Origin of the sequence: Vibrio sp. PBL-C16, assembly GCF_034321865.1 — a bacterium.
In the GTDB taxonomy this organism is placed as follows: Bacteria; Pseudomonadota; Gammaproteobacteria; order Enterobacterales; family Vibrionaceae; genus Vibrio; species Vibrio alginolyticus.
In genome coordinates this window covers 1,315,938-1,329,140 of record NZ_JAXLNY010000002.1, presented here as the reverse complement: position 1 = coordinate 1,329,140, position 13,203 = coordinate 1,315,938, and the positions used below count along the sequence as shown (strand labels likewise).

13 protein-coding genes are annotated in these 13,203 nt (G+C 44.3%); 3 read left to right on the top strand and 10 right to left on the bottom strand.

From position 1 onward, the window contains the following. The first annotated feature begins 11 nt into the window (after positions 1-11). The 3 genes from UQW94_RS14510 to UQW94_RS14500 all read left to right on the top strand — a co-directional run bounded on the left by UQW94_RS14510 (position 12) and on the right by UQW94_RS14500 (position 3,185). Positions 12-1,538, top strand: coding sequence for a tripartite tricarboxylate transporter permease (locus UQW94_RS14510; protein ID WP_005388177.1), 1,527 nt, complete (start codon positions 12-14; stop codon positions 1,536-1,538). 279 nt (positions 1,539-1,817) lie between these two features. Continuing rightward, positions 1,818-2,333 (top strand): adenylate kinase, encoded by a 516-nt coding sequence (locus UQW94_RS14505; RefSeq protein WP_033906155.1) that lies wholly within the window; start codon positions 1,818-1,820, stop codon positions 2,331-2,333. 81 nt (positions 2,334-2,414) lie between these two features. Further along, the gene (locus UQW94_RS14500) at positions 2,415-3,185 is read left to right on the top strand and encodes a sulfite exporter TauE/SafE family protein (protein WP_005388172.1); all 771 of its coding nucleotides are present in this window, start codon (positions 2,415-2,417) and stop codon (positions 3,183-3,185) included. A 294-nt stretch (positions 3,186-3,479) separates the two neighbouring features. Here UQW94_RS14500 and UQW94_RS14495 read toward each other — a convergent pair whose 3' ends face one another. The 10 genes from UQW94_RS14495 to vscY form a co-directional block, all read right to left on the bottom strand. Continuing rightward, positions 3,480-4,451, bottom strand: coding sequence for a TAXI family TRAP transporter solute-binding subunit (locus tag UQW94_RS14495; RefSeq protein WP_262653942.1), 972 nt, complete (start codon positions 4,449-4,451; stop codon positions 3,480-3,482). A gap of 259 nt (positions 4,452-4,710) precedes the next feature. Beyond that, positions 4,711-5,076, bottom strand: coding sequence for a hypothetical protein (locus tag UQW94_RS14490; RefSeq protein WP_238967046.1), 366 nt, complete (start codon positions 5,074-5,076; stop codon positions 4,711-4,713). Between the two features lie 353 nt (positions 5,077-5,429). Beyond that, positions 5,430-6,434: a type III secretion system translocon subunit VopD gene (gene vopD, locus UQW94_RS14485; RefSeq protein ID WP_322142323.1), complete on the bottom strand. Its 1,005-nt coding sequence runs from the start codon at positions 6,432-6,434 to the stop codon at positions 5,430-5,432. 10 nt (positions 6,435-6,444) lie between these two features. Then, complete coding sequence (gene vopB, locus UQW94_RS14480; protein ID WP_322142322.1) at positions 6,445-7,644, bottom strand: type III secretion system translocon subunit VopB; 1,200 nt, start codon at positions 7,642-7,644, stop codon at positions 6,445-6,447. A 7-nt stretch (positions 7,645-7,651) separates the two neighbouring features. Continuing rightward, entirely contained in the window at positions 7,652-8,137 is a 486-nt protein-coding gene (gene vcrH / locus UQW94_RS14475; protein WP_005377258.1) for a SycD/LcrH family type III secretion system chaperone VcrH, read from the bottom strand. Between the two features lie 12 nt (positions 8,138-8,149). After that, entirely contained in the window at positions 8,150-9,973 is a 1,824-nt protein-coding gene (locus tag UQW94_RS14470; RefSeq protein WP_322142321.1) for a virulence-associated V antigen, read from the bottom strand. Positions 9,974-9,983: 10 nt separating this feature from the next. Then, complete coding sequence (locus tag UQW94_RS14465) at positions 9,984-10,268, bottom strand: LcrG family type III secretion system chaperone (protein WP_005395092.1); 285 nt, start codon at positions 10,266-10,268, stop codon at positions 9,984-9,986. A gap of 60 nt (positions 10,269-10,328) precedes the next feature. Then, the gene (locus UQW94_RS14460; protein ID WP_033906159.1) at positions 10,329-10,751 is read right to left on the bottom strand and encodes an LcrR family type III secretion system chaperone; all 423 of its coding nucleotides are present in this window, start codon (positions 10,749-10,751) and stop codon (positions 10,329-10,331) included. Continuing rightward, positions 10,751-12,877: a SctV family type III secretion system export apparatus subunit VcrD gene (gene vcrD, locus UQW94_RS14455; RefSeq protein WP_086013006.1), complete on the bottom strand. Its 2,127-nt coding sequence runs from the start codon at positions 12,875-12,877 to the stop codon at positions 10,751-10,753. The genes UQW94_RS14460 and vcrD overlap by 1 nt, the downstream gene beginning before the upstream one ends. Next, on the bottom strand, positions 12,861-13,202 hold the full coding sequence (vscY, locus tag UQW94_RS14450) for a type III secretion system chaperone VscY (RefSeq protein WP_158156522.1): 342 nt from the start codon (positions 13,200-13,202) through the stop codon (positions 12,861-12,863). The genes vcrD and vscY overlap by 17 nt, the downstream gene beginning before the upstream one ends. Between the last annotated feature and the right edge of the window lies 1 nt (position 13,203).

Here is a 13,203-nt window from a genome sequence, read left to right as displayed (position 1 = left end):
AGGACTGAATTATGTTAGATGGAATTCTACAAGGTTTATCCACCGCAGTAATGCCAATGAACATTATGATGGTGATCGTTGGTTGCTTCGTCGGTACATTTATCGGCATGTTACCTGGACTTGGGCCGATCTCAGCCATTGCTTTGATGATCCCAATTACTTATGGCCTAGAGCCCTCCTCTGGCCTTATTTTAATGGCGGGTGTTTATTACGGTGCGGTATTTGGTGGTTCTACATCGTCGATTTTAATTAACGCGCCGGGTTGTTCTTCAACCGTGGTCACAGCATTCGACGGCTACCCAATGGCTCAAAAAGGCCAGGCAGGTAAAGCATTAGCTTTGGCAGCTTATTCGTCTTTCACTGGCGGTACGCTATCTGCCATTATGTTGCTTGTTGCCGCACCAGCATTGGCTAGCGTCTCCCTTAGCTTCCAATCGTCGGACTATTTTGCGTTGATGCTACTTGGGTTATCAGCAGTCGCGGCTTTTGCGGGGAAAGGTCAGGTAATCAAAGCGTGGATGATGACCATTCTTGGTTTGATGCTATCTACAGTTGGAATCGATAAAGGCGTAGGCGTTGAACGCTTTACCTTCGGTTTAACGGATTTAATGGATGGCTTTAGCTTCTTGTTGCTTGCAATGGCGACATTCGCACTGGGTGAAACATTGATGGGCATTCTTAAACCATCAAAAGACACCAGCGATGAAGAACAAGAAAAGCTGAGCAACATTGGCTCAATGAAAGTGACCAAGGAAGAAATCAAAGATGTTGCGCCTGTTTCAATTCGCTCTTCAATATTAGGTTTCTTCACTGGCGTTCTTCCTGGCGCAGGGGCAACCATTGCTGCTTTTTTAAGCTATGGTATGGAGCGCAACCTCGCACCTAAAGAGAAAAAGGATGAGTTCGGTAAAGGCAGTATACGTGGTTTGGTTGCGCCAGAGTCTGCGAACAATGCAGCATCTAGTGGTTCATTTGTACCGCTATTAACGCTTGGTATTCCGGGCTCTGGTACAACAGCAATAATGCTCGGTGCGCTGATCGCTTATGGTATTCAACCTGGCCCTCGCCTGTTTGTTGAACACCCAGATGTGTTCTGGTCAGTGATCATTTCCATGTACTTCGGCAACATCGTACTTGTGATCCTGAACTTACCGTTGATTCCGTACATTTCAAAGCTTTTGGCGGTTCCAAGAACGGTGCTTCTACCGATGATTTTATTCTTCTCAATCACCGGCGTTTATTTGGTCTCTTTTAATACTATGGATGTGTTCGTGATGCTGATTGTGGCTATGGCTGCCATTGCACTTCGGCTCGCTAACTTCCCACTCGCACCTTTATTGCTGGGCTTCATCCTTGGAGGATTAATGGAAGAGAACTTACGCCGCGCATTAATGATTTCAGATGGAGAACTGAGTTTCCTATGGGAGCGTCCTATTACCCTTACCTTTACTGTTTTAGCTGTATTGGTATTGGCAAGTCCACTAATCGTAAAGCTGATTCAAAAGTTTAAAGCACAGCCAGTCAGCGTTGAGCAGTAATCGCTGTCTCTTTCAACCTAGATAAAGCCATCCATCGTGATGGCTTTATCTTCCGCCCTCCAAATCGTTCGCTTATTGTGCAGATGGTATTGACAAATCACTGTCGTTATATGAAGGTGATTGTATGAACACACACTTAACGCAACTTAACCAACGAATTATCATCATTCCATAGGAATGGTGGGATTTTTTGATGCGCTCAGTATTTATCGAACCCACCCATAGCGGTGGGTTTTCTGTCTCTACCGTATGGGAAAAGCTCTCTTGGAGGCGGTCACAATGCAAAAAATAGCAGTTTTTGGCAAACCCGGCAGTGGAAAATCGACGGTAAGTAAAGCAATCGCGTCGGCTACCGGTCTTCCTCTTCATCAATTAGATTCAATAGTCTATAAACCAAACGGTGATCCCGTTGAGCGTAGCGTTTTTGATGAAGCCCATAGCAATATACTAAGCTCAGATCGTTGGATTATAGATGGCCTTGGACCGCTCAGCTCTTTCAACGCTCGTTTAGATGCAGCCGATACTCTCATTTATATTGATCTACCATACTCAGTAAGCTATTGGTTTGTGACGAAACGTCTCCTTAAAGGACTTTTCATTAAACCTGAAGGTTGGCCTGATGGTAGTTCGGTACTGAAAGGAACGTTACAAAGCTACAAAGTTCTTCAGCAATGCCCTGCATTCTGGAATGATGACTTTATGTCTCGCCTCGAAGGGTACTCTCAAAGTAAAACCGTTCATGTCATCAAAAACGTTACAGAACTGAACAATTTTGTTTTAGAGCGGGTAAAGTAAACCTCATATCAGAACATTAGAGCATGTAGGTTAGATCATCTGAAGCTCTAACAATGAAAAAGAACATAACAAGGATTGTTTATGCTTTTAGAACTCGCACTTTTATTCGTTGCTGGCGTAATTGGTGGGATCATTAACTCCATAGCGGGAGGCGGAAGCTTTATTACTTTTCCGGCTCTATTGGCAGTAGGTGTTCCTCCTATTATGGCTAACGCAACAAACACGTATGCTTCATGTGCGGGTTACATTAGTGGAGCCGTCGGGTTCAGAGAAGAGATCATGAAGAACAAGCATGAACTGCTGTTCACAGTCTCATTCAGTTTAGTCGGCGGCGCTGTCGGAGCATATCTGTTGCTCAACACGCCAGAATCGCTATTTATGGAAGCTATCCCTTGGTTACTCTTATTTGCCACCGTGCTTTTTCTCACCGGTTCTCGTTTAACAATGCTAATCAAAACTGTCGCGAAAGAGCACAAACATGCTGGCATACTCGGAGCAATCGCGTTGGGTTTACTACTTGTTGGTGTCTCTGCTTACGGTGGTTTTTTCAACGCAGGTTTAGGGGTTATTGTTCTGAGTTATCTGGTAGTAGCTGGCCACCAAGACATTAATTTAATGAACGGTTTGAAATTGCTCGTATCTACGTGTGTTTCACTCATTGCTATCGTGATTTTTGTTGCCAATGGCTCCATTGACTGGCACACAGGTAGTGTTGTTTTGGTCGGTACGTTGGTAGGTGGGTATCTTGCAGCTCGTGTCTCTCGTCAACTGAATCCCAATCATGTTAAAGGGTTTGTTGCTCTTTCTTCTATTCTCATCACTATCTACTTTTTCATTGATGTTTATGTTTAAGCAAAACTTGTACAAGTGGATAACAATCCTACAAAAAACGCTAGCGCGAAAGATTAATGCAGATAGCTTAACGATTTTTTGTGTCACTCCAGCGAGGTTAGGAATCTAATAACACTACACTAAGCGGCTAATGAAACAATTTTGATCACAAAGTGCTCGGATAGAAGATCCTGTATCACGCTCCTTCGTCGCTGTACAGGATGACGAGAAATAGAAATATGCCACTCGCGGTTAAACGAGTGGCATTGATCGAGAAAGATGGCGTTTTACATCAATAATAAGAGAAAGTAACACTTACTTAATCAGCCCTACTTCTTTGTAGTATTTGAGCGCTCCTGGGTGAAGAGGCGCAGATAAACCGTCTTTTACCATTTCCTCTTTCTTCAAGTTTGCAAACGCTGGGTGGAGACGGCGGAAATCATCGAAGTTTTCAAATACCGCTTTAACCACGTTATAAACCACATCTTCTGGTACCGCAGTAGAAGAAACAAACGTCGCGCCCACACCAAAGGTTTGAACATCACTATCTGTGCCACGATACATACCACCCGGGACATTTGCGACACGATAGAAGCTGTTGTCTGCAACCAGTTTTTTTACATTAGGTCCAGCTACCGTTACGATATTACTATCACACGACGTAGTGGCTTCTTTAATCGCTCCACTTGGGTGACCAACGGTATAAATCATCGCATCAATTTTGTTATCACAAAGTGCTTTTGATTGCTCTGCTGCTTTTAACTCAGAGACAAGCTTAAAGTCGTCGTTACTCCAACCATACTGGTTCATTAGCACTTCCATAGTACCTCGCTGACCAGAACCAGGATTACCAATGTTAACGCGCTTACCTTTCAAATCATCAAAAGTTTTGATGTTCGCGTCTTTACGTGCAACGACAGTAAACGGTTCTGGATGAACGGAGAATACGGCGCGCAGCTCTTTAAAAGGCCCGCTTTCTTCAAACTTACTGGTTCCTTTGTAAGCATGATACTGCCAGTCTGATTGCGCGATACCGAGGTCCAATTCACCAGCACGAATAGTGTTGATGTTATAAATCGATCCCCCAGTACTTTCTACCGAACAACGGATACCGTGCTCTTCTCGCGATTTGTTAACCAAGCGACAAATAGCGCCACCAGTCGGATAATAAACCCCTGTTACGCCACCGGTACCAATCGTGACAAACGTTTCCTCCGCAGACGCAGAAAAGCCTGTTGTGAGTGCAGCCAAAGAAGCCGCAAGTGCGATTTGCTTAAACTTAAACATTGAACATCCCTTTTACTTGTGTTGATGACCGTTTAAGTATAGCAACCGTTAACAATTTGATAACGTTTGAGTTCTCATCCTTGGCGGTTAGCTTAGTAATCACCATTTTATTGGCATATTCTGCCGTTATATAATGGCTCTATATAAGCGTAAACCGTATAGTCTAGAAAATTAAATCTTTAGACTGATATGTCCATTCTAAATTATCTATTAAATAGAAATACTCAGGTCAAATTACTATAATCTTGTTAAATAACCTTTATTCTATATAAATATGATGAGTTATAACTCCAGCCAGAAGACATGATGTACTTGAAATAAATAATACGAATGAGAGAACAAACAATCGTTGAATATGAATTGGAACCTTATCCCTCTTCTCTAACATTTTATATCGTTTCGCATGAAAAGTGCTCAGAAAAACAGTTCCATATTGTAGTACTCCGTGACCTGATAAGAATATATTCAGAGTGTAGTATCGAACTCCATTATCAAGAGCATCTTCAAGATACTTCAACCACTTGGATTTCAAATAAATAACAAACAAAACCCAAGTAAATATACCTAAAATTCCAACCGTAGTCAGATAAATCACTAAATCTGATGCTAAACTGATATCTTCCATCTTCGACTACTTATTAAGTTGAGTTTTATATAATTCTGTTCCCAAATACTCACCAATCGAACTACCATATTTTGTTATTGAGTATCTAATTACACCCTTCACTACAAAAAATTCTTAAACACACTTTTTGTGAATAATAATGGCACTTTAACTTAATTTTACGCAACAAGGCTACTATGAAGTTGTTAGCTTTGAGCTGAGTTCAACAAAAACAGTAACTTTTATGCAATGTAACTCACTACGTTATATTGTTTTACAAACAAATCACCCAGTAAATATCCGTATCTAGTTTAGATAGCTGAAATAAAAAAAGCGTTGTATAAACAACGCTTTGTAGTTAGTGAAACGGATGGTTACACCGTTGGGACTGACGCTCGCCACGCTTGGTTCTGGCTATCTGAGATAGATCGGAACAAGTCACGTAGCTCTTTCAATAAGCCTTCTTGGAAACCAATGTTTTCATCGGCTTTCTGTTTGGCTGCTTGTGCGCGAGTCGCTTGTACTTCATCATCTTTGCTGCGCGCTTGCGCTTTGGTTTGCTCTACATTCGATGCTGAGTTTGCCATCTGGCCCAAAGCTTGAAGAATAGCGTTCTTCGCTTGGTTTGAGCTCATCAACTTATCGAACTTACGGCCACCACTTGTCAGCTGCGCTGTCGTGTCTGCGATATTGTCTTTCGCTAGTGAGTGCGCACGCTTAACCTGATCTTGCTGAGTTTTAGACAAGCTATTGTTATTTAATAACTCTTCTGCTTGATCGAAGCCAGCTTTTTGCGTTTTCAGTACATTATTGCTCGCCATTTCATTCTTGATTTCTTTCCCTGCTTTGAAAGAACCAAGGGCACCAATAATTGCGGTAGCACCCGCTAATACACCCGAAACGACTGCCATCGCGATCATTGCGCTTGCCGAGTTGTTGAGTTCTGCCGCTTGGCTTTCTAAACTCGCGACGTTTGCTTCAACAGCAATTTCACGTTGTAGCACTTGCTGCTCACGGCTCAGCTTTGATACTTGATACAACAATGTTAATAGCGTCAACGATTGTGATACCGCATCTGATGGTGACTTGATCACCTCCTCACCGTTAAGTGCTTTCATCGTTGTGCTCATTAATGAGCTCACCGTCGGCGCAAGAGCACTCATTAAGTTTGCAACAACTTGAGCTTGGTTACTCACTGTAGGAGCTTTAGGTGTCTCTAACTGGTAGCGTGCTGTACCAGAAACACCTGACTCACTTTGGCTTTTAACGGCGCCCGCTTCAAGCTTTGTTTCCGGCGCTTTTTCTGCTTTGTTGGTTTTAATGGTATCGCCTAAACCGTATAGTTCACCACGACCCATTCCGCCTACTTTATCTAGCATAATAAACTCCTTATACCGTTGCAGGACGGCTTAACACCGTTTGCATAGTTTCACTTTTCGCTTGAATCATTTGCATGATGAGGCTCATCAACTCTTGGAAGTCTTCCATCAACTTACCAATCTCTTCTTTGAGCTTATCAATGACAGCCTGGCTTAACGTCATTTTGGCTCGAAGGTCTGTGATATCAGCCTGAATCTCTGTCACGTGAGCATTGTTAGCAGCGTGGACACTGTCCGTTGCGCCTTTACCCACGTTGACGGCGAGATCAACGGTTTCTGCGCCATAACGAATCGCTTTCGCTGTTGTTGTCGCAGCTTTTGTGCCTATATCCGCCACTTTCGCCATGTTTGCAGCGGCTTTCGTAGCGATTTCCGTGACCTTTTGAGCTACCTTACCAGCACCTTTCGCTGCAAGTTTCGCGATACCGCCAGCTGCTGCACCACCAAACGTCACAACAGCTCCGATAACCGCGACGGCGATTTCTAATGCCATTACGACTTTGTTTAACACATCGACATTTACGCCCGCTTCTTTTAGCGCATCTTGAACGGCTGGCTCTTGCAACGCCATGCTCACTGCTCCCATGACGCCACCAGCGATCATAAGTGCACCGGCTGCTGCACCAACACCCGTTGCCACCATTACGGCACCAACAACAATAGAAACCACCGCACTGATCCAACCAAAGATCTTCGCTGCTAAGCCTGATTTTTGGGCTTCTTTTGCAGCGGCTTCCGATTCTTTGATTTTGTCTTGGTTTTCCACCATCTCTTTTTCGTGCTTAGCTTTGGCGACCTTCACTTCCTGAATTTTCAGCTCGTTTTGAGCACTTTTCAGTTTATCCGTGATAGCAGCAAGCTCTACTTCAAAATCATCAGCAGATCCTGCGATGATTTTGACGGCAATCGAACCTGTTTGGTCTGCAACTGCATGGAGAGATTTTGCAATGGTATCGACGATCTTTTGCAGCTGTGTCATGGCTTTTAGCGTCAAATCATTCACTTTGTCACTAACAGCTGCGTTGGGTGCATCTAACTGAACTTTTACTTTTCCGGTGTTCAGTACATCTGCATCTTTACTCTTCACGTTTTCTACCGTCACAGAAGGCGTCGCTGTAGACGCCGTTTTCTGCACGTTATCTAACGTGGCTTGGCCAGATTCAGGGCTATAAACCTGTGTCTGGATGCGGTCAAGTGCAATAGAACTCATAGTCTAATTACTCCTTTTTATTTCTCACCGCTTCTAACATGATGCCTGCACGCTCATGCAAATCTGCATATTGTGATTTTCCGGCAGACATCTCCTTCGCGCTGTAAAACCCACTCTCTGCTTCTGTCAGTTGTTCCAGTTTCAGGTGACATTCAGCAGAGTGAAAAGGTGGGCGTGGATCATTTACGTCCACTAGCGCTGCGTAGCTGTAGGCGTCTATTGCCTGCAGATACTCACCCAACTCCTGACGAGCCGCGCCAAGGCCAATGAAAAATCGCGCCTGATAATGATCAAGCATGCTGAGTAATTGAAATACTTTCGCTGCTTGCTCAATCTTTCCCGATTGGAAAAAGTTGTAACCTACGGCATAAATGTGTTCGATGGTGTCCTGAGACACATCGTGCAACATTTTTAGCGTGCCTCCCTCTTCCAGAAAAGACAGCAGCTCTTCTGCTTGCATTTGGGATGGATCGGTCGCGTTTGTTTTAGTCATGGTTGGTTATCCTTAAATGGCTCGTAGGATTTCTTGTAAAATACTGTAGTACTTCTGAACAAACTTGTTCATCGCTTCAACGGTCGAGTTGTATTGAGAACTGGTGTCGTTCAGCTCAGTGGTTTTGATTTGCACTTCATCGTTAAGCAACTTGGATTTAGCACTGACAGAACTAGAAAAATTAGACAGTTTTTTCGACTTCTCTTCGTCTTGGTACGACGCACCATCACCGATAGTAATACCTTGTGTTTGAAGGAAGTCTCGATGGTTTGTTATCTTATTATCCGTCAAATACTTGTACTCAGGTGAAGCTTCAAAATCCGTTTGATTACTGTAGTTAAAGTCACTCGCTTTGAAGTTACTTTCTGGATATCCCGGTTTATAAACCCCATCAACACTTTGCGTAGAGTGAATTTTTGATTGCACAACACCAAAAACTTTAAGCTGTATTGTGAGATCCTCTAATGCCTCTTTCTGGTCATTACGTTTCTCTAAACGGTTAACACGACGCTCATTTAGTGCAAGCAGCACTTGCTCATCAAAACGGTCTCCAATGCTGGACTCAACAACGGCCAACAAATCACGAGCCGTTAGAGAGTGCTCTGCTCTCACCTCGCGATCTGCTTTCTCTTTATCGGTGATATTGAGTAGACGCTCTTTCAATGCCCCTAAGTTCTTGCGCAATGCCTCGTATCGCTCAGTAAATGAAGCCCCGGTAGATTCACCTTTTACTATTTTTTCAAACTGTAATCGGATATCTCGTTCGGTGTTTTCTTTGATCAAATTAACTTGAGCTGCCGTTATTTGTGTCTTTTGGACATCGGCTATCGCTCTGTCCTGGTAAAAGTCGTCGATTTCTATATTTGTTAAACTCACCGCGAAGTTGGCGAACAGACTAGAAAGGGTCAAAGGCTCAGTTCCACCAATGACAGTATTAAGTGCTGCTTTTAGATTGTTCGTTCCACTCGCCTCACCATAAGCTGCGCTATATTGGCCTTTCACTTGAGCGGCCATTTCATCTAACGCTTCTTTAAGCTGCTGTTTAGAAATACCAGGAGTCCAGGTAATTCTGCTAGCTAGCGCACTTGCGTCATCGGTGCTTAAAGTAATACCAATGCCTTGAAAACTACTTTTTAATTGAGCTGAGACTTGAAGGGCGAAACTCTCTTTAGTCAACAGAAAGTCCGAGCTCTTCAGTTGCGCGAGATTAACGGAACCTAAGCTACTAAAGGCATTGCGAAGAAAAGAAATAGAAGCATCTCTCACTTCACGGGAGCCCATTTGATTAGCAAGCTCTGCAACAAAAAGAGAAATTTCTTTGGTGGCATTAGCCAGACCTGTCTCGGAGAGGTTGGCGATCTGCTCCGCTTGGTTACTCTGAGTGCCCAGATTAAATTGACTAACAAACTCAGTAGACAACGAGCTATCTACGTTTTCCGTCAGTAACTTACTAAACCAAGCCTGAAACTGATTTGATAGCGTTTGGTTTGTTTGAGCATTAAACTCGGCTGCGGTTAATTCGCCATCTGAGTTAGCACTTTGTAGCGACTTTATCCAAACAGATGCGGTGTCGGTCAATGATATACCAGCAAACGCGTTATTTTTCGCTTTTAGGCTTTCAAGTGTATCAACATAAAGCGCGATGCTTTGTGATTCCGTTTGTCCCGAGATAGTTGGCAATGAAGAGATTAGAGAGGCAAGTTGCTGAGTCTCTGCTTCACCCAGTACAGGGGTAAATGCCTCTATCAAGTTTTGTTGGAAAGTGGGTAATGGTGCACTACTCGCAGCTGTGTCTGTTGCTCCTGTCGTAGAGCCAGTCGTTTTCATATTCGTCATTTCCAAACCTCTAAATCATCATGCCGCGCATCACTGTGGGACGCTTTCTGCGTTTACCTGACGTACCTTGTAGCTGATTTTGTTGTTGCCGGCGGCGCTGGACTTCGTCTATTAGCTCTTGCTCTGCACGTTTCATGGTATCTACTGGTGCTTTTATGCCGCCAAGTAAAACATCACCCGCAACAGGACCAACACCTAAGCCTTCCAATAGCTCGTTAAAAATATCGGTTCTGTCTTCAGCTTTTCTAATGGCAAGCTCAGCGTTCTCAATCGCATCGGTAAACGGTTGCTTCATCTTGATTCCTATCTTAAAGCGGGTCATCTCATCGGTGCTGTCAGTAACAGTCGCGAGTTTTTACTTTTTCAACTTTTTCAACTTTTTCAAAGGTCTATAATCTGCTAGGCGTAAACAGTACCAGTCTTCTAGCTCATCATGGCTTGCACCGCATGCTTTTAGATAGAACTGTGCCAATCGCTGGCTGCTCATGTTGCTACCACGTAACACATCGACGTTGCCGCGAATGACCCAATCGGAGGGATAAAGTTGAATGGCATGTTCAGCCAAGAGAAATAAGCCGGCAAAGGGGTTACTCAACCCCAATTTTGGACGAACGCGTTTCAGAAGAACGATGATGATTTCACCGTCCTCCACCCGAAAAACGAGCTCTAAGCCCTCAACTTCAATTCGATAACCAAGTTGAATTTCACTTTGTTGCCAAAAGTATGGCGTCACTTCGATCCCCGCTTGCGCCAGCGAGAGTATTAGTTTTGTTTTCATTACATCCCCACCCTTCCAAGTGGCTGAATATTGATTTGCTGGGTTAGTTCTTGAAATGACAAAACGGGCAGATCGTAGTATTCCGATTCAATAAGCTTTCGCACATATCGGCGTACATCCATAGACACAACTAGCACAGGTTTATTCGGCATGCGGCTTAAGTCACCAATGGTCTGTTTCACATCACTGACAAATTGTTGCGTTACTGACGGGTCTAACGCCAAGTAACTCCCTGCTGAGGTTTGACGAATACCGCTGCGTATTGTGTCTTCGAGATTTTGATCCAATAAGTAAGCGGGCAACATGTTTTGTCCGCTTGCGTATTTGTAGCAAATGTAACGTTTTAAGCTGGAACGAATGTACTCCGTCAGCTGTACAACATCTTTCTCTTTTTGGCCCCACTCAACCATCGCTTCCAAGATCACGCGAAGGTTTCGGATAGAAATGTCTTCAGAAACCAAGCGTTGCAAGATTTCCGTCATTTTTTGCAACGGAACAATACGCTGGGCCTCTTTGACTAGCTCCGAATAACTGCCTTCCATCTGCTCCAACAGATAACGCGTCTCCTGAATACCAATAAAGTCTTGTGCGTACTCCTTGAGAACATGAGACAAGTGGTACGTTAAAATCCTGTCGGGTGTGAGAAAACCGACATGACTGGCTACGAGTTTTTGCTCATAACTCTGCGCCACCCAAATGCTAGAAATACCAGGTAGAAAATCTTCATCTTGCTCATAAGGCACGCCTAATAAATCGATCTGTTCATTCCCTTCTGTCACCAAGAGTTGGTCTTTAACAATTCGTCCTCGTGCAACCGGGACTTCTTGTAACTGAATTAAGTACTCGCCATTTTGCATCCCCTCGTTAAAGCGCAGGTGGATGCCTGGGAAAGGCACGCCTAGGTCAAGATATAGTGCGCGTCTAACCCTTGCTAGCTCTTCATTTAATGCGACCGCTTCCAAGCTTTCCTGAAGGCTCGCGTCAAGATCAATCAACAGCGGGACCGTCATGGCGAACTCTTCTTGCTCACCTAACTTACCTTTGCTGTTTCTAGAAGGCGTGGGTTTGCTTGGCTTCGCTGCTGGCGAACCGGCCCCTTGCGAAACAAAGCTTGATAAGTCGGTGCTATCTGATTCCGCTTGTTTTTTCTGTTGATAGAAAAGGAAGAAACCACCACCACCAACCACGGCGGCCAAGACCAGAAAAGTGATTTTTGGAAACCCAGGGATGAGTGCGAACAGCACCAAAAGCACACCACCAATAAGAAGTGCTCGTGGCTGAGCAATCACCTGCCCACCAATATCCGATCCAAGATCAGAAGAGTCTTCATGAGAAACACGCGTCACGATAATACCGGCGGTAATCGCGATAAAGAGTGCCGGGATCTGCGACACCAAACCATCACCAACGGTCAAAATCGCAAATAACTCAAGTGCTTCAGAAGCACTCATGCCTTTTTGCGTTACCCCGATCGTGACGCCACCTAAGATGTTGACCACAATGATGACCAGACCCGCAATGGAGTCGCCTTTAACGAACTTCATCGCGCCATCCATCGAGCCATACATTTGGCTTTCTTTTTCAATCAGTGATCGTCGGTGCCTAGCTTCGTGTACGTCAATTACTCCAGCACGCATGTCACCGTCAATACTCATCTGCTTACCAGGCATCGCATCGAGTGAGAAGCGCGCACTAACTTCTGCTACCCTTTCTGAGCCTTTGGTGATCACCATAAACTGAACAATGGTAATGATCAGGAACACAACAATACCGACCACTAAGTTACCGCCCACAACGAAGTTACCGAATGTATAAACGATTTGACCAGCATCGCCTTGTAGCAAGATCAAGCGGGTTGTCGTGATAGATAAAGACAGACGAAACAATGTCGTGATCAATAGCACCGCAGGAAATGCAGAGAACTCAAGTGGCGTGGTGATGTAAATCGCTAACATAAGCAGCACCACCGCAATGCTCATGTTGGTGCCAATCAGCACATCCACCAGTGCGGTAGGAAGTGGCAATATCATCATAAAGACGATCGCGAGTAACATCACCGCAAGCATGATGTCTTTGCGTTGCCCTACTTTGTTTAGAATATCGATCAACTTATTCATGTGATTCACTATTTAAAGATTGCAGATAGCGTCGGTGCGCTTGGCGTGCCCCATCGACGTCATTTTGTTTCCAACGCGCTTGGCTTAAACAAAACCAGAGTCCTGCCGAGTCAGGATGAAGGTCGGATTTTAATAAGTGCTCACACACCTCAATCGTCCGGGTATATCGACCACTTTGTAAACACGCCACAGCAAGTGTTTGCATCGCCTCTTTGTGATGCGGTTCTATTTCTAGAACCGCATCGAGAATAGAAATGGCATGCTCTGGCTTTTGGTATTGAACTTGTAGCGCAGCGTGAACAAGTAAGAGTTCAATGTCTTTGGATCTCAACATG

What these genes read in the sequence shown, in the direction of transcription:
- vcrH (WP_005377258.1), bottom strand. Translation starts at nt 8,137, where the DNA reads ATGACTAAAACAAACGCGACCGATCCATCCCAAATGCAAGCAGAAGAG.
- UQW94_RS14465 (WP_005395092.1), bottom strand. Translation starts at nt 10,268, where the DNA reads ATGAAGCAACCGTTTACCGATGCGATTGAGAACGCTGAGCTTGCCATT.
- UQW94_RS14490 (WP_238967046.1), bottom strand. Translation starts at nt 5,076, where the DNA reads ATGGAAGATATCAGTTTAGCATCAGATTTAGTGATTTATCTGACTACG.
- UQW94_RS14470 (WP_322142321.1), bottom strand. Translation starts at nt 9,973, where the DNA reads ATGACGAATATGAAAACGACTGGCTCTACGACAGGAGCAACAGACACA.
- UQW94_RS14500 (WP_005388172.1), top strand. Translation starts at nt 2,415, where the DNA reads ATGCTTTTAGAACTCGCACTTTTATTCGTTGCTGGCGTAATTGGTGGG.
- UQW94_RS14505 (WP_033906155.1), top strand. Translation starts at nt 1,818, where the DNA reads ATGCAAAAAATAGCAGTTTTTGGCAAACCCGGCAGTGGAAAATCGACG.
- UQW94_RS14460 (WP_033906159.1), bottom strand. Translation starts at nt 10,751, where the DNA reads ATGAAAACAAAACTAATACTCTCGCTGGCGCAAGCGGGGATCGAAGTG.
- vscY (WP_158156522.1), bottom strand. Translation starts at nt 13,202, where the DNA reads ATGTTGAGATCCAAAGACATTGAACTCTTACTTGTTCACGCTGCGCTA.
- UQW94_RS14510 (WP_005388177.1), top strand. Translation starts at nt 12, where the DNA reads ATGTTAGATGGAATTCTACAAGGTTTATCCACCGCAGTAATGCCAATG.
- vopB (WP_322142322.1), bottom strand. Translation starts at nt 7,644, where the DNA reads ATGAGTTCTATTGCACTTGACCGCATCCAGACACAGGTTTATAGCCCT.
- UQW94_RS14495 (WP_262653942.1), bottom strand. Translation starts at nt 4,451, where the DNA reads ATGTTTAAGTTTAAGCAAATCGCACTTGCGGCTTCTTTGGCTGCACTC.
- vopD (WP_322142323.1), bottom strand. Translation starts at nt 6,434, where the DNA reads ATGCTAGATAAAGTAGGCGGAATGGGTCGTGGTGAACTATACGGTTTA.